This is a genomic window from Polyangium fumosum, assembly GCF_005144585.1.
GTDB lineage: Bacteria > Myxococcota_A > Polyangia > Polyangiales > Polyangiaceae > Polyangium > Polyangium fumosum.
The window spans coordinates 81,758-98,211 of the sequence record NZ_SSMQ01000023.1; the positions used below are offsets into that span (position 1 = coordinate 81,758).

11 protein-coding genes are annotated in these 16,454 nt (G+C 69.2%); 9 read left to right on the forward strand and 2 right to left on the reverse strand.

Annotated elements, in window-relative coordinates; translation table 11 throughout:
- Window positions 1-37 precede the first annotated feature (37 nt).
- The 6 genes from E8A74_RS22405 (at window position 38) to E8A74_RS22430 (ending at window position 8,272) form a co-directional block, all read left to right on the forward strand.
- Window positions 38-1,960 carry an acyl-CoA dehydrogenase family protein gene (locus E8A74_RS22405; protein WP_136931087.1) on the forward strand — a complete coding sequence of 641 codons (1,923 nt, stop codon included), beginning with the start codon at window positions 38-40 and terminating at the stop codon, window positions 1,958-1,960.
- Window positions 1,957-2,532 carry a hypothetical protein gene (locus E8A74_RS22410; protein ID WP_136931088.1) on the forward strand — a complete coding sequence of 192 codons (576 nt, stop codon included), beginning with the start codon at window positions 1,957-1,959 and terminating at the stop codon, window positions 2,530-2,532. Before E8A74_RS22405 ends, E8A74_RS22410 begins: the two co-directional genes overlap by 4 nt.
- Before the next feature lie 73 nt (window positions 2,533-2,605).
- On the forward strand, window positions 2,606-4,567 hold the full coding sequence (locus tag E8A74_RS22415; protein ID WP_136931089.1) for a LodA/GoxA family CTQ-dependent oxidase: 1,962 nt from the start codon (window positions 2,606-2,608) through the stop codon (window positions 4,565-4,567).
- A 551-nt stretch (window positions 4,568-5,118) separates the two neighbouring features.
- Window positions 5,119-6,576: a GAF domain-containing sensor histidine kinase gene (locus E8A74_RS22420; RefSeq protein ID WP_170229291.1), complete on the forward strand. Its 1,458-nt coding sequence runs from the start codon at window positions 5,119-5,121 to the stop codon at window positions 6,574-6,576.
- Window positions 6,576-7,487, forward strand: a complete 912-nt coding sequence (locus E8A74_RS22425; RefSeq protein WP_136931091.1) for a pirin family protein — start codon at window positions 6,576-6,578, stop codon at window positions 7,485-7,487. The genes E8A74_RS22420 and E8A74_RS22425 overlap by 1 nt, the downstream gene beginning before the upstream one ends.
- Window positions 7,484-8,272 carry a hypothetical protein gene (locus E8A74_RS22430; protein ID WP_136931092.1) on the forward strand — a complete coding sequence of 263 codons (789 nt, stop codon included), beginning with the start codon at window positions 7,484-7,486 and terminating at the stop codon, window positions 8,270-8,272. The genes E8A74_RS22425 and E8A74_RS22430 overlap by 4 nt, the downstream gene beginning before the upstream one ends.
- Before the next feature lie 542 nt (window positions 8,273-8,814).
- On the opposite strand, the gene E8A74_RS22435 is transcribed toward E8A74_RS22430, so the two are convergent.
- Entirely contained in the window at window positions 8,815-11,526 is a 2,712-nt protein-coding gene (locus tag E8A74_RS22435) for a DUF2961 domain-containing protein (protein WP_136931093.1), read from the reverse strand.
- A gap of 29 nt (window positions 11,527-11,555) precedes the next feature.
- On the opposite strand from E8A74_RS22435, the gene E8A74_RS22440 reads away from it, so the two are divergent.
- Entirely contained in the window at window positions 11,556-12,887 is a 1,332-nt protein-coding gene (locus tag E8A74_RS22440; protein ID WP_136931094.1) for a DUF418 domain-containing protein, read from the forward strand.
- On the opposite strand, the gene E8A74_RS22445 is transcribed toward E8A74_RS22440, so the two are convergent.
- A complete protein-coding gene (locus E8A74_RS22445; RefSeq protein ID WP_136931095.1) occupies window positions 12,858-13,280 on the reverse strand; it encodes a DoxX family protein in 423 nt (140 codons plus the stop codon). The two genes, E8A74_RS22440 and E8A74_RS22445, sit on opposite strands and share 30 nt — an antisense overlap.
- Before the next feature lie 285 nt (window positions 13,281-13,565).
- Here E8A74_RS22445 and E8A74_RS22450 point away from each other — a divergent pair, with 285 nt between their 5' ends.
- The gene (locus E8A74_RS22450; protein ID WP_136931096.1) at window positions 13,566-15,287 is read left to right on the forward strand and encodes a thiamine pyrophosphate-dependent enzyme; all 1,722 of its coding nucleotides are present in this window, start codon (window positions 13,566-13,568) and stop codon (window positions 15,285-15,287) included.
- Window positions 15,284-16,387: a 3-oxoacyl-ACP synthase III family protein gene (locus tag E8A74_RS22455; protein ID WP_136931097.1), complete on the forward strand. Its 1,104-nt coding sequence runs from the start codon at window positions 15,284-15,286 to the stop codon at window positions 16,385-16,387. Before E8A74_RS22450 ends, E8A74_RS22455 begins: the two co-directional genes overlap by 4 nt.
- Window positions 16,388-16,454 lie beyond the last annotated feature (67 nt).

Consider the following 16,454-nt stretch of genomic DNA (forward strand, 5'->3'; position numbering starts at 1 on the left):
CGCCCGGACGAGGCGCCGGGTGAAGGGTGCGAGGACGATGGCGAACTTCTTCCGAGACAACGAGGACCTCCGCTTCTACGTCGAGCGCTGGATCGACTGGGAGCCCATCGCGCGCGCCACCGAGCACGACTTCCGGAGCGAAGGTGGGCCGCAGAACCTCGGCGAGGCCCTCGACCTCTACCGCGACATCCTCGACATGATCGGCACCTTCGCCGCCGAGGAGATCGCGCCGCACGCCGCGCAGATCGACCGGGAGGGCGTGCTCTTCCAGGACGGCGAGGCCTCGTTCCCGCCGCGGCTCGCGTCGATCTTCGAGAAGATCCGCAGCATGGAGCTGCACGGCCTGTGCCTGCCGCGCGAGCTCGGGGGGACGAACGCGCCGGCGATGCTCTATTTCATCGGCACGGAGCTCTTCGGCCGCGCCGACGTCTCGGTGATGGCGCACCACGGCTTCCACGGCGGCATCGCGCTGGCGATGTTGATGTTCTCCATGCGCGAGGGCACGAGCGAGATCGATCCGGAGACGGGCCGGATCCTGAAGACGCGCTTCCGCTCGTACATCGACGAGATCGTCCGCGGCGAGGCCTGGGGCTGCATGGATATCACCGAGCCCGACGCCGGCAGCGACATGGCGCGGCTCCGCACGCGCGCCGAAGAGGACGCCGAAGGAAACTGGTTCGTCACAGGGCAAAAGATCTTCATCACGTCGGGCCACGGAAAATACCATTTCGTCATTGCGCGGACCGAGGAGCCGAAGGACGAAGCCGACCCGTTCGCGGGCCTCGGCGGCCTCTCCATGTTCCTCGTCCCGACGTACGAGGATCTCCCGGACGGCACGCGAAAGCGGATCGTGACGCTCGATCGCGTCGAGGAGAAGCTCGGCCATCACGCGTCCGTGACCGCGGCGCTCTCGTTCGACCGCGCCCCCGCGCACCTCGTCGGCAAGCGTGGCGAGGGGTTTCAATACATGCTGACGATGATGAACAACGCCCGCATCGGCGTGGGGTTCGAGACCCTGGGCCTCTGCGAGGCGGCGCTCGCGATCGCGCGCGGTTATGCGGCGGAGCGGCGATCCATGGGCAAATCCATCGATCGGCACGAGATGATCGCCGATTACCTCGACGAGATGCGCACGGACATCCAGGGCATTCGCGCGCTCGCGATGCACGGCGGCGTGCACGAGGAGCTCGCGCAAAAGAAATCGCTGCGCCTCCAGTTCGGCCGGCTCTCGGAGATCGAGCGCGCCCGGCTGGGACGCGAGATCGCACGGCACAAGCGCGAGGCGCGGCGCGTGACGCCCCTTGTCAAATACCTCGGCGCGGAGAAGTCCGTGGAGATGGCGCGGCGCGCGGTCCAGATTCACGGCGGCGTGGGGTATACGAAGGAGTATGGCGCGGAGAAGCTCCTGCGGGACGCGACCGTGATGCCCATCTATGAAGGCACGAGCCAGATCCAGTCGCTCATGGCCATGAAGGACGCGCTCGCCGGCATCCTGAAGCGCCCGGCCGCCTTCCTGCGCCGGGGCGCCGAGGCGCGCGTGCGCAGCGTGTCGGCGCGGGATCCGCTGGAGCGCAAGCTCGCGCGCATCCAGGTGCTCTCGCACGCCGCGCAGCAGCACCTCGTCGTGCGGACGGCGGGCGACAAGCTCGGCGACGCGCTGCGCTCGCCCGTCGGGTCGTGGTCGACGAAGCTCCTCGGGAGCTGGGATCCGAAGCGCGATTTTTCTTATGCGATGCTGCACGCCGAGCGGCTCACGCGCCTGCTCGCCGACGAGGCCATCGGCGAGCTTCTGTTCAAGCAAGCCCAGAAGCACCCCGATCGGCGGGAGGTCCTCGAGCGGCACCTCGAGCGCGCCGAGATCCGCGCGCGGCACCTCGCGGACGCCATCACGACCACCGGCGATCGCCTGCTCGCCTCGCTCTCCGGGACGGACGAGGCGACCCCCGCGGCCGCGGAATGAAGAAAAAGGCGCGCATGCTCGCGCTCGCCCTGCTCGTGATCGTCGGGCTCACGCTCTTCGCAATCGCGCTCACCCGGGCGAACGTGAAGCTCGAAGGCCCGCACACGACACGCGTGTCGTCGGCGACGCTCGACAAATCGCTCGAAGCCGCGATCGAATTCAAGCTGCGCGAGGCGCGGCTCGCCACGGTGGAGGACGCGATCGAGCTCTCGCTCCGTTTGACCGGCGCGCGGCTGCATTTCGGGCTCGGGCACCCCACGCGGCTCTCGTTCGGGGCGGAGCCGCGCGAGGGCAACAGCATCGAGTACGCCCACCTCTTCGCGCGGATCTTCGACATGGCCGCCGCGCGCTCGAAGCTCCCGGCGCGGGCCTACGTGGTGCACAGCGACCGCGCCGCGGTGTTCGAGAAGGTCGTGCCGCTGCCGGGGCTGCGGGATCACGACTGGGTCGTGGTCGAGGACGAGACGCCCGGCGCGAGCCGTCAATGGTTCGTCGACGCCACGTTCGAGGACGCGTGGCTCGGCTGGGACCTCACACACAACGTCAAAGGAAACGTGAAGGGCAGGCGGTAAAGGCCCGGCAGGGTGGGTCCTCCCGGCGCTCCGGGATTGACGCGAACCTGGACAATCCGGTAGCGTCCAACGAATGGTCGCCCCAGTCCTCGAATCACCCTCGCTCCTCGACCAGCCCCCAAACACTGCGCCAACGGAAGGCGCCCTCGCTCCCCTCGTCCCCCTCGACGAGGCCGCGCTCGCCGCGGGTCCGACGAGCCGCCGCAACTTCCTCGCCGGCGGCATCGCCGCGGCCGCCACGCTCCTCGGGCGGGACGCCCTCGCCCTCGTCGGCGGCGACGACGTGCCGGTCTTCCGGATTCACCCGGCCATCGGGATCGCCCGGGTCGGCAACGCCCCGCCGGACACCTTCTTCATCGGCCCCGAGATCCCGGGCCAGCCGCCGCTCGGCGACGCGCCCGGCACCGCCGTGCCGAACTACAAAGTCGACGGCAAGATCAAACCCCAAGCCGTTCGGTTCCGCATTTTCGAGTATCGCTGGATCAACGGCACGTTGACGCTGATCCGCGAGGTCAACCTCAGCACGCCCGGCATCCTCGATATCACCTGGACGGCGCACCTCGCCAACAAGAAGGCGTCGTTCCACAAGTTCTACGGGATGGCCGGCGAGAAAGGGCCGCCCGGGCCGCTGCGGAATGCCTCGGTCGAGGATCGACGCTCGCTCGAGATCGACTTTGGCCCGCGCTCGATCAACGGCGCCTCCGCGGGCCCCGTCCGGTTCCGCGCGGGGACGAGCGGCGATCCGAGCCAGGAGTCGTGCCCGCTCGACGTGAACGGCGAGCCCGTCATCAAATACCTCGGCCAGCTCCGCACCGACGACGAGGGGCGGCTCATCGTCCTCGGCGGCCGGGGCCGCGCCCGCTACAACACCGCCGAGCAGCCGCCGATGCCCTCGTACGCGAACAACGACGGCTGGTTCGACGATATCTCCGACGGCCCGGTGACGGCCGTGGTCACGGTCGAGGACAGCAACGGCAGCATCCGGGAGATCCCCGTCGACGCGGGCGGCGGCGCGTGGGTGCTCGTCGCCCCGCCCGATTTCGCGCCGCACATCACGAGCGCGGTCACGCTCTACGACCTGCTCTACGACATGGCCGTGCGCGAGCTGCCCATCCCGCTCGACAATTCGCTCTACGATCCGGGCGGGCCGCTCGCCCGGCTGCGGCAGCTCGCGTCCGATTTCCAGCCCGACGGGCCCGTGGAGTTCCCCAACTTCTTGCCCGATTTCACCACCGAGGTCCGTTCGCTGTTCGCGCGCGGCGGCGGTTATCGCTGGGTGATCGAATCGGCGGGCGACACGTCGCACGCGCCCCTCTTCGGCCCGAACGTGGGGGATCCCGATCCGCAATACGCCGACATGCGAAAAGGCTTCTTCGGGGCCATGCGCGAGCCGAACGGGGCGCCGAACGCCAAAGGCAAAGGGACGATGCCGCTCTTGCTCGGCGACGACCCCTACAACGGCGACGCGCCCAAGTACGAGAAATGGCTGACGGTCACGCGGACGCAGTTCGGGCTCCTGCGCAACTGGGCGAACGGGCAATTCGTCCCGGGCCCCGTCGCGGTCGCGCCGGAGGGGATCACGGCGCACGGGCTCGATCGTGCCCAGCTCGAGTCCGCCTCGGGCGGCGCGTTCTTCCCAGGCATCGAGGTGGGCTGGCAAATCCGCAATGCCTCGCTCTTCATCGAACCCTTCCGGCTCGACCACCAGGCAATGAGCGCCTACTGGGGCGAGGAGGCGCCGATCGGCCCGGGGCATTTCTCGCGTCAAATGGCGCTCCCGTGGCACGCCGATTTCACGGACTGCGCCGCCGAGGGCGCCAAGGGATGGTGGCCGTCCGTGCGGCCGGACCACGTCCTCACGGCGCCCGGATCCACGAAGCGCGAGGACTGGGCCCGGCCCACCAAGAAGTTCAAGTCCGGCAAGAAGAAGGTCCAGCACGAGGACATGGTCGACAACTGGTTCAAGTTCGGCTTCGTCGTACGGCAGCCGGACAAGACGCAGATCGAGACCGAGCGCGAACTCGAGATCCCCTGAGCGCCCCTGCCCCTGCGCATGGGTCTCCTCGTGAAGCCGCCTCGCTGGGGCTTTGCCCCAGGCCCCAGCAGGGGCTGTCCGCCCCTGCACCCGGACCAGCCAGGGGCTGGACCCAGGCTCGATGAACTGCGCGATGCGCAGTTCATCGAACAGGCCCGGTCAAGACCAGCAACGACCCTGCCCACCAAGACAGCCGCGCTGCTGGTTCTGCTGGCACCCCGGCTTCTTCGTCGGCCTGTTTGAAAAACTGCGCGGAGCGCAGTTTTTCAACCCTGGGTCCAGCGCCTCGCTGGTCCGGGGTCGAGGGGGCGGACAGCCCCCCGCGGGGTCCGGGGCAGCGCCCCGTCCGCGTGTTCGCACGCACGGCGGGGGCCATGTGCGTTCGCCAGGGATCGCATTACGTTCGTGACTCGGGCGCTGCGTCCGGAGGAAATGGAACCGAGCGATCGGCAAACTTGGAGACGGGGGAAGGCACGTCCATGGGGAGGACTTTGTGCCCGCCAGACCGGCGGGTGCGACCGCTGCACCACCTCGCGAGGGGCCTCGCTGGGGTGGTCCTGGACGCCTACTTTTCCGATAGCAGGAAGCGGAGCGCCGAGCGGAGCCTGCGCGAAGAGATCCGGATCAATGAGACGCTCCAGCGCATCGGCGCCGCGCTCGCGGCCGAGCTCGACCTCGACAAGCTCGTGGAGAAGCTGACGGACGAGGCGACCGTGCTGACGGACGCGCAGTTCGGCGCCTTCTTTTACGCCGGGCAGGCCGGAGAGCCCCTGACGCTCTATTCGCTCGCCGGCATCCCGCGTGAACGATTCGAGCGCCTCCCGCTCCCTCGTTTCCCCGTGCTGTCCACGCCCACGAGCGAGCGCGTGGTGCGCGTCGACGATCTTCACGTGGATGCCCGTTATGGGAACCCCCCGCTGCATCACGGGGCGCCGCGGGCACCACTGCCGGTCCGCAGTTGCCTCGTGGTCCCGGTCGTGTCGCGCTGCGGGAAGGTGCTCGGCGCGCTCTTCTTCGGGCACGCCGAGCCGCGCGTGTTCACGGAGCGGGACGAGCGGGTCGTCGTTGGCATCGCCGGGCAGGCTGCGGTCGCGATCGACAACGCGCGGCTTTACAAGGCCTCCGAGGGCGCGCGGCGGCAAGCCGAAGAGGCGCACAGGCAGGCCGAGGAGGCGCGCGCGCAGGCTGAAGCGGCGCGCAGGCAAGCCGAGGAGGCGAGCCGGCTGCGGGACGAGTTCTTGAGCCTGGTCTCGCACGAGCTGCGCACGCCGATCACCGCGATCATGGGCTGGACGCAGGTCCTCGCGACGCGCGAGTGCGACGCGGAGACACGAAAGCGCGCGCTCGGCGCCCTCGACAGGAACGTCCGGACGCAGATGCGGATCATCGACGATCTGCTCGACGTCTCGCGCATCATCACGGGCAAGCTCGGGCTCGCGCAGCGGCGCATGGATCTCGGGGACGTCGTGCAGGCGGTGCTCGACGTGGTTCGCCCCGCCGCGCTGGCGAAGGGCATCGAGCTCCATGTCACGCCCGAGCGCTCGTCCATTCCGGTCTTCGGGGATCCCGATCGGCTGCGGCAGATCCTCTGGAACCTGCTCGCGAACGCGATCAAGTTCACGCCGCGCGGCGGGCGCGTCGAGGTGGAGATCACGCGGGACGAGGGCTTCGTCCACCTGATCGTGCGGGACACCGGAAAGGGCATCAGCGCCGGGTTTCTCCCGTACGTGTTCGATCGCTTCCGGCAGGCGGACAGCTCGGCGTCGAGGCCGCAGGGCGGGCTCGGGCTCGGGCTCGCCATCGTGCGCCACCTCGTCGAGATGCACGGGGGCACCGTGAAGGCCGAGAGCGCGGGCAGTGATCACGGGGCGACGTTCACGGTCACCTTGCCGCTGCCGCAGGAGGCGCGGGATGCCGGCCACGACGGCGAGGCGAAGACAGGCGACTATCGCAGCGAAGGTTCGTCGAGGTATGCTGCCGCCGTGGAACACGTACCGAGGAGAACTTGATGAGCCGCCATCTCGACGCGGATCCGGAGTGCAAGGGTGGAGACGGCGGGATCGATCTCGTGATCGAAGGGCGCCCGCGGGACCTCGGGGGCTTCGTCGTGCGGCGGGTGTTGCCGTCGATGATGCGGCGGCTCGTGGGGCCGTTCATCTTCTTCGATCACATCGGCCCCGTGGCGTTTCCGCCGGGCGAGGGGCTCAACGTGCGGCCTCACCCGCACATCGCGCTGGCGACGATCACGTACCTCTTCGAGGGGGCGTTCGTGCACCGCGACAGCGTCGGCTCCGAGCAGACGATCCGGCCGGGCGACGTGAACTGGATGGTGGCGGGGCGCGGCGTCGTGCACTCGGAGCGCACATCCCCCGAGGTGAAGGCGAGCGGCGGGCGGATCCACGCGATCCAGACGTGGGTCGCGCTGCCGCAAAAGGACGAGGAGATCGAGCCGCGCTTCGAGCATCACCCGCGGAGCACGATCCCGCTCGTGAACCGCCCCGGCGCAGAGCTGCACATCATCGCGGGGACCGCGTACGGCGCGAAGGCGCCGACGGGCGTCCTCTCGCCGACGCTCTACGCCCACGCGCGGCTCGATGCTGGCGCGAGCTTGCCCGTGGATGATGAGCACGAGGAGCGCGCCGTGTACGTGGTCGACGGCAGCGTCGCGTGCAGCGGCAAGACGTTCACGGAGGGCACGATGTTCGTGCTGCGCCCGGGCGCGTCCGTGAGCCTCCAGGCGCTCGAGGCGTCGAACGTCATGCTCGTCGGCGGCGCGCGCATCGACGGCGAGCGGCACATCTTCTGGAACTTCGTTTCGAGTTCGAAGGAGCGCCTCGACCGCGCGAAGGCCGACTGGCGCGAGCAACGTTTCCCGAAGATCCCGGGCGACGACGTCGAGTTCATCCCGCTGCCCGAATGACGCTGCGACGCTCCCGCGCGGGCCTCGTGTACGATCTCGGCTGGGCCGGCGCGCGCTTCGGGGTCGCCTTCTTGCCGGTGATCCTCTTTCCCTCGTGGATCACGTGGATCGTCGCCGTGCTGCTCGCGCTCGGCGTCGTCTTCTTGATCGTCGCCGCGTTCATGTATTCGTACGCCGCGGCGTGCCCGGCGTGCGGCGGGCTCGTCCTGGGGTTGTCGCAGCGCGATTGCGCGGGGTACCAATGCGGCCACTGCAAGCGGTTCGTCGAGGTCGAGCGAGGTGACCTCGTGCTCACGCCGCCGGATCGCGTGGACGACACGCCTTCGTTCGGGGTCGTCTTGCGAGGCTCGCCGGGGGAATTGCCGGCGATCTGCTGCACCTGCGGCGCGCCCGCTGCGCGGACGCGGGCGTACGCGGATGCGAGGGTGGGCGTTTCGCTCGCCATTCCCCATTGCGAGCGCCACGAGCCTTCGGTGCGGCTGCGGAAGGTGGCGGGGCACGTGCGGCTCGACGTCGCCTCGCTCCGCTTCGCGCGGGCCCTCGGCGAGCGGGACGGGCTCGAGCTCGTCGGCAGCGGTCCGTACAGCGAGGCGCCGGCCCGTGTCCCCTGGATCTCCGGCCTCGGGGGGCTCGGGTTCCTGGGGCTCGGGTTCTTGATCATGCGGCTGGAGCTGTCTTCCAAGGGGCTGCTCGCGGGGGTCGCCGCGGGGGTTGGCGCGTTCGTGCTGATGCATTTCGTCGTGGGCGCCGGGTTTCTGGTCCGGCGGCGGGTCGTCAGGGAGTGAGGCCGGCGCTCTGACGCGCCTTTCGCCGACGGAAGCGGCAGCGGCAGCGGCACGAGAGGTCGAAGGCACGCTCGCCGGGCTCGTCGACATGCGCACCGTGGTTGCCGGCAAGGGCTGGGGAGGTTGTCGACATGCTCGCCGGGCTCGTCGGCAACGGTTGGGGAGGTTGTCGACATGCGCGCCGGGCTTGTCGGCAACGGTTAGGGAGGTTGTCGACATGCTCGCCGGGCTCGTTGGCAACGGGTGGGGAGGTTGTCGACGTGCGCGCCGGGCTTGTTGGCAACGGGTGGGAGGTTGTCGACATGCGCGCTGGGCTTGTTGGCAACGGTTGGGGAGGTTGTCGACGTGCGCGCCGGGCTCGTCGGCAACGGCTGGGGAGGTTGTCGACATGCGCGCCGGGCTTGTCGGCAACGGCTGGGGAGGTTGTCGACGTGCGCGCCGGGCTTGTCGGCAACGGCTGGGGAGGTTGTCGACATGCGCTGCAGCAGCAGCAGCAGCAGCAGCGAGGCGGGCATTCCCTACAAAAATTGGCAAAACACGAGTCAGAGGCCCAAAAGCTCTTGCAAAAAGACGCCCCCCTGCCCTGCACCGGCGTGCGTGAAGAACAGGCGCCCCACATCGAAATCGCCTCCCTCGGCGATCCACTCGGCTGCGTGCGCCGAGAGCCGCGCGACGGGCTCGCTCGGGAACGCGAACGGCGAGCGCGAGCGATACACGAACGTGGCGTCCCAGGCCGTCGGATAACTGGTCACCGTCAGGTAAAACCAGCCCTTTCGCTCGAACACGAACGGCGACTCCGTATGACCGCTGTCGTGCCGGATCGTGTCCGGCCCGAGCGTCAAGGCCAAATGCGGCTCGCTCCATGTCGCGAGATCGAGCGACGTGCGGTACGCGACGCCGCTCAGGCGGCGGTCCTTGGATGCGCAGCGCGTATAATAGGCGACCCAGAGATTCGCGAATCGAACGAGCATCGGATCCCGGGCGATGCAGAGGTCCTCGAACAGGGTCCCCCCGGCGCGCGTGAAGCTCGTCCCGTTCGTGGAGCGCGCGATGCGGAAACCGGCGCGATCGTGGTCGCGCGCGCCCACGTGGTACATCATGACCAGGCTGCCGTCGTGATCCCGGGCGAGGTGGGGGGCCCAGATCCAGGGCTCGTCGTGCTGGGCGCGGAGCGTGAAGCGCGGAGGGGCGATCGAAAAGCTCGGCGCGGAGGCCTCGTACCAGCGCGCGGGCCCCGGGCCGTCCGCGAGGGTGTGGATGAACGCGCGCTCGTCGAGGCCCTCGTAAGGCTCCTTGTGGAAGATGCCCGTGAGCAACCATCGCCCATCGGCGAGCTCGATCAACGAGTGATCGTTGACGTAATGGGGCCCCTCGGGCAGGGACCCGGTATCCAGGATCTTCACGTTTCGCCCCTGCGAAAGCGTGGGCCATCCGGCGCCGGTGAAATATCGCAAAAGGTAGCTGCTCTCGCTGAAGGGCTCCGGGGACTCCGTCGCGTCGACCTCGACGACGGCCCCCTTGCCGGCCGCGCAGGCCCCGGGAGGAAGCTCGATCCAGAGCGCGTCCTCCGCGAACGCGCGGGCCTTGTTTTGCTGGGATTCGAAGAAGGTGCCGACGTCCTTTCCGTCGAGCCGCACGCGCGCCTCCTGCGGCCCTCGCGATTGCGCGTAGGAGCGGACGAGCAAGAGCGCGCGGGCGTCCTCGGAGGGGCAATGCAAAAGGATCCGCGTGACGCCGCGGCGCTCCCGCACCGGGAAGGTTTGGACGGGCGTGTCCCGCTCGGCGTCGACGGCCGAGGTCCGGAGGCGCGTCGCCCGGATCGACGCCCTTTGCTCCCCGATCGCGCGGATCCCGGAGAACACGTACGCGAGCCCGAGCGAACGCACGCGCAGCGGCGTGTAGGCGCCCGTGGGACCGACCTCGAAGCCAAAACGCATGCCGGAGCGGCTCACGAGCGGGTCGGGCACGTGCAGGCGATAGAGGGAATGCTCGAACTTCGCGCGCTTCCATTCGTCCTCGGGATCCGTGACGAGGAAACGGAGCTGGCCGCTCAACGGGTTCGCGTGGGCCCCGAGGAAGTACCAGCCGCCATTGTAATAATCCTCGGTGCCGGTCCCGTGCTGCACCGGGAAGCGCATGCCGTCGGTCCGGATCATCTCGTCGCCCTCCAGGTACCGGCGATCGCCGCGCAGGCCTTCGTCGAGGTTCTCCAGCAGCGCCACGAACTGGAGGGGTTCGTCGCTCTCGAACATGGGCAGGGTGGTCTCGCGCCCGGGCGCCGCCTGATCGCGATATTGCGCGGCGAGCCGTACGCCGGGCCGGGCCTCCGCGAGATCCGCGGCGACCTTGATTTCCTCGATCGGGTCCTCGGACGCCGCTTCGAGCGAAAGCGCCTCCCCCGCGGCGAGCGGAATGGGCAGGCGTGTCGCGACCCGCCCCAAAGCGCCCCTCTTCCACGCGGCATGCAGCGCGCTGCGGAACGTGACCCACCCTTCGTCGACCGCGTCCCGCTTGCTGGCGAGCCCAAAAAAGAAGGACGCGGGCACGGGGGGCTGCTCCCCGATGCGCACCCGGAGATCCCCGAGGCGCGCGGCCGGCAGCTCGACGAAGAGCCGGGAGACCGTGGTCGGGCCCGTGGCGACAATACGCGTCGTCCCGGGTCCGAGTGTGCTCCCGGGGCTCCACGCCGGCGGCTCTTCCGTCCAGTCCTCGCGCAGGAACCGGGAGAGCGCCGCGGCGTCCGGGCCTGCCGCGGATCCGGGCCCCTCGCGGTAGGTGATCTGATGATAAAGAGCGACGCCGCGATACCGCACCTTGGCCTCGCGGGAATACGCGAACGGCACGTAACTCGTGAATGCCCCGGAGCTCGCGTCGACGCCGAGGACGAGCGGGGATGTCCACGGGCCTCGTCCCTCGAAGAAATCACGCGGGTCTCCGCGGAACGTGGTCTGCCCATCGACCTCGATCCAGAGCTCCTGGCCTTCTTGTTCGAGCTCCTTCCGCGGCGCCGTGATCCAGATCCGGGTGATCCTCCCCTCCCCGCGCGCATGAAAAAGAACCCGAAAATCTCCCTCCACGGCGACGCCCGCGCGGAATCCATCGTCGTTTCCCCCCGCGGGATCGTGCGTGGTCACGCTCTGGGTGATCCACCCCGGATGAAAGGTGAGGAGCTCGGAGAGGACCGGGGAGATGGGCAAAGAACTCCCATGCGGGGCGATTGCGAGCGCTGCGCCGAGGAGGTGCTGGAGGGGCATGGGGCAAACCTAATGTGGTCCCCGCAGGAATGGTGCCGGCCGCCTTGCTCGTCGCGGACGCGAACGTGTATGCTGCGCCGATGACGGAGACCGGTCAGGGCGATCCCGAACCAGCGAAACCGAATACCACGGAGCTCGCGCCCATCGCCGCCGTGGAGCGCGTCGTGGTCCTCGACGTGGTACGCGCCTTTGCGCTCTACGGCGTGCTGCTCGCGAACACCGTGCCGTGGTTCAGCGCGATCGCGTTCATGCCGCGCGAGGTGGCCCTCGCGCAGACGGACACCGTCGACAAGGTGTTCCTCTTCTTGCTCGGCCTTTTCGTCGACGGAAAGGCCATGGCGCTCCTGACCATGCTCTTCGGCCTGGGCTTCTCCGTGCAGCTCGAGCGCGCCGAGGCGCGCGGGCACAGCGTGGTGCCGCTCCACGTCCGCAGGCTCGCGGCGATGGCGCTGATCGGCGTCTCGCACGTGCTCCTGCTCTGGTGGGGTGATGTCCTGTGGGGATACGCGATCGCCGGCTTCGGCCTCCTCCTTTTCCGCCGCGTGCGCGGCTGGAAGCTGCTCGCGTGGGGCCTCTTTCTCACGGTCGTCCCGGCGTTCGTCTGCTCCATTCCCCCGATCTTCAAGGCCCTGCGGGCCTACACGCCCGCGCCGCCCGATTTCATGGCGTTCCGTGCCGACGTGTACGCGGCGATCCTCGGTCACGATCGCCGCCTGCTCACGGTGCTGCACGTGAAGCAGGCCATCTATCACGTGGGCTTCATCTGGATCTGGTACTTCGTGTGGCTCGTCGGGCGATTTCTCGTGGGCGCCTGGGCCGGCACGACGAGGATCTTTCAAGAGGCCGAGGCGCGCCTCCCGTTCTTCCGCAAGCTGCTCGGCTGGGGCCTCGGGCTCGGCCTCCTCGGCTCCGCGATCCATCCCGTGCGCATGCTCCTCCATCGCCGCGGCGTCGTCATTCCGGAGCTCGTCGGGCTCGCGCTCGGCCCTGTCGCGGAGCTCGGGGTCATGCTGCTCGCGGCCGGATACGCGGCCGCCGTGGTCCTCTTGATGCAGCGGCCCGCGTGGCGCCGCGCCCTCTCGCTCTTCGCGCCCGTCGGCCGGATGCCGCTCTCGACCTACCTCGGCCAGAGCCTCCTGAGCACGTTCGTCTTTTATGGCTGGGGGCTCGGGCTCGCGGGCCGTATCCACGTGTGGTGGACGCTCCCGATCACGCTCGGCATCTTCACGCTGCAGGTGATCTTCGCGCACGCATGGCTCGCGCGTTTCCGCTTCGGGCCGATGGAGTGGGTGTGGCGCACGATGACCTACGGTCGATTGCAGCCCAACCGATTACCGGCGCGGCAAGAAGAGCTCGCGTAGGCGCGCGTCCCGCAAAAAGAGCCCTCCCCAGAGGAATGCGGCGACATAGACCGGAAACAGGACATGGCTGAAGAGCGGATTGCCGACGCGCACGTGCGTCGCGATCGCGCCGCCGAGATACCCCGTCAACAAGATCGCCCCGAGAAACGAGGTCCGCGGAATCACGTAGGTCACGACGCACGCGAGGAGCAGGCTCCCGAGGCTGCGGGCGAGGCCCGGGGGAAAACCGAGCTGTTCGTGGGCCGTGAGCACCTCCGGCGGCGCCATCAGCTTGAGGGAAACGTCGAAGAGCAGGAACGCCACCGCGAGGCCGCTGAGGATACGTCCGGTCCAGGCCCTCTTCGTCGACACGGGCTCCATCGGGCGCTCGGACACAAGAGCAGTCGTCACCATCTTCGTTCTCCTCCGGCTTCCAGTCCGTTTCGGGTTCGGCGGCCCGGTCCCCCGCGCCGTCGACACACCCCATGGACCACCCGCCCCCGAAAAACTCATCGGTCCCCGCGAACGTTTTTTACGCGCGCCGATTCGGCAAACTCCACCGATCGTGAGGAGCGTGGTTTGGATGTCGTGCAGGCGGGCATCCCCGCTCACCTCGCCACGCGGAGCGTCTGCCGGACCCTCGAGCAAGTTTGAGCCGTACGTGGCCGAGGCGTATGATTGCCCGTCCGGGTCTCCCTCATGCACCACGCATCTCCACCGATCCCTCCCTTCGGGCCCGGGGCGCCCCGCGCGTCCGTATCCGAGGTCCTGGCCGCGTTCCTCGCGAGCCTCGGCGTGGAGGTCGCGTACGGTCTCGGCGGCGGCTCCATCGTCCCGTTCTGCCACGCGCTCGCGCGGAGCCGGGTGCGCGTCCTGCACTGCCGCCACGAGTCCGGCGCGGCGTTCGCGGCGCTCGAGGAGAGCCTCGCCAAGGATCAGCCGACCGTGGTCTTCGCGACGGCCGGCCCTGGGATCACGAATGCGATCACGGGGCTCGCCGCCGCTCGCATCGAGGGCGCGAAGGTCGTGCTCGTCTCCGGCGGCACCTCGCCCTCGCAGCGCGACCGCGGCGCCGCCCAGGAGACGACCGCGCGGACGCTCCCCGCGGGCCTGCTCTGCGACGGCCCTCTCTTCCACTACGCGACGACCCTGGAGCATCCCGCCCAGTTGCCGGTCATCCTGCGACGATTGGCCGTCGGCGCGCAGGCCGTGGAGGGGTTCGTCGCGCACATCCATTTGCCGCTGAGCATGCAGTCGGCGATGTTCGAGGGCCCGGCCCTCGCCGAGACGAATGCGCTGCCCGGCCCGGCCCCGTCCGCCGAGGCCCTCGACGCCGTGGCGAAGATCCTCACGGAAGAGCCCTGCGCGTTATGGGTGGGTTATGGCGCGCGAAAATCCGTTCCGCTCGTCCGCGCCCTCGCCGAGCGGCGCTCGATGCTCGTGATGTGCTCGCCGCGCGCGAAGGGCATTTTCCCCGAGGATCACCCGCTCTCCATCGGGACCACGGGCGTCGGGAGCCATGCGCGCGTGGCGTCGTGCCTGAAGGCCGCGGGCATCCGCCGCACCCTCGTCCTCGGCACGCGCCTTTGGGAATGCACGTCGTTCTGGCGGCAGGATCTCGTGCCCCCGCGCGGCTTCCTTCACGTGGACGTCAATCCCGCGGTGTTCGGCGCGGCCTATCCCTCGGCGGAGACGCTTGGCGTGCAGGCCGAGATCGGCGCCTTTTTATCGGCATTGCTCCCGCGGCTGCCGGCGCGGGAAGGAGCGCCGCCCGCGCTGCCCCCCATGCCGAGGCCCGCGCCGCTGGATCCGCTCGCGGAAGGGGCGGTCCGGCCGCGATTCCTGTTCGAGGCGGTGCAACGCGTCGTGGTCGAATCCTCCGACGCGCCCGTGCTCACGGAGGCGGGCAGCGCATTCGTGTGGGGCAACCACGTGCTCCGGTTCCAGGAGCCGGGGCGCTATCGCTCGGGGCTCCATTTCGGATCGATGGGCCACGCGACGACGGGCGTGCTCGGGGCCGCGCGCGCGCGGGGCAAGGCGGCGGTCGCGCTCGTGGGCGACGGCTCGATGCTCATGCTGGAGGAGGTGAGCACGGCCGTGCGGTACGGCATCCCGGCGATATGGGTGGTCTTGAACGATCGCCAATACGGCATCGTCGAGCACGGCATGCGCGCGTCGGGGTACGATCCGGTGGAGACGACGCTGCCCGATACGGATTTTTCACTGGTAGCAAGGGGGCTCGGGGCGCTCGGGGCGAGGGTCGAGCGGGAGGAGGAGCTCGAAGCGGCGCTCGGGGCAGCGCTCGCTGCGGGAAAACCCTTCGTGGTGGACGTCCGGGTGGACCCGGAGGAACGACCGCCCATCACGAGCCGTGTCCGAAGCCTGGAGGCGCAAACCGCCAAGGAGAGCTTTTCCCCATGACTACCTCCGCAGGGATGCGATCGCTCGCCATCACGTTCCCCGGTGGCCTGAAGACGAACGATTATTGGCGCCGCCATTATCCGCAGATGCTCGGCGCGGCCGTGGAGAAACGGAACGTGTGGGCGGCGCCCGAGGAGCCACGCGAGAATCCGGACGCGTTCGACGCCGAAATGGCGAAATACCTCGACGACCCGTTCCGCGGCGCCCGGGAGCGGCGCGTGCTCCTGCCGCACGAGAATGCGATGTCGCTCGAGACACGCGCCGCGACGATGGCCCTCGAGGCCGCTGGAATCGAGCGTGCGGAGGTGGATCTCGTGATCGCGTGCTCGCTCTTTCACGACGTGATGGGAATCGGCCACGCCACGTTCCTCGCCGGCGAGCTCGGCCTCCGCTCGGCTGCGTGGAACCTGGAGACCGCGTGCTCGGGCGCGTTCGCCCTCTTCGAGACCGCGTGCGCGCTCGTGCGCGCGGGGCAATACCGGAACGTGCTCGGCGTCGTCTCGTGCACGTATTCGCGATCGGTCGAGGAGCACGATACGATGTCGTGGTTCTCGGGCGACGGCGCCGGGGCGTTCGTGGTCTCGGAGGTGCCTGCGGGCGAAGGGCTCGTCGCCTCGGCGATGCTGCACAGCGCCGAGACGTGCAAGGCCTTCCTGCTCGACGTCGTCGACGATCCGAAGCGCGGCAAGCAGGTGGTCCGGCTCCGCTCGGATCGGAGCGCGAGCAAGGTCCTGCGCCAGGTCTCCGAGCCGTATCTCCGGAAGACGGCCGATATGGCCCTCGAAAAGGCGGGGCTCCGGATGTCGGACATCGACTGGCTCGTCGTGAACACCCCGACCGCGTGGTATGCCTCGTTTTGCGCGCGCGTCCTCGAATTCGATCGGGCGCGCACCATCGACACCTTTCCGCGTTATGCGAACTGCGGCCCTGCGCTGATGCCCGTGAACCTGTATACGGCCGCGGCCGAGCTGCCGATTCGGCGCGGGGATCTGGTCCTCCTGCACACCGTCGGCAGCGCGTCGAGCTCGGGCTCGGCCATCGTTCGCTGGGGCGATGTTGCGCTCGGCCCCTCGCCCGGTCTGCCCCTCGAGGTTTTGTAAGGACCACCGACGAACCCCGGCGACGCGTCGTACGCGATCCTTTTCCGGGGCCGCGTCTCCTGCTAGC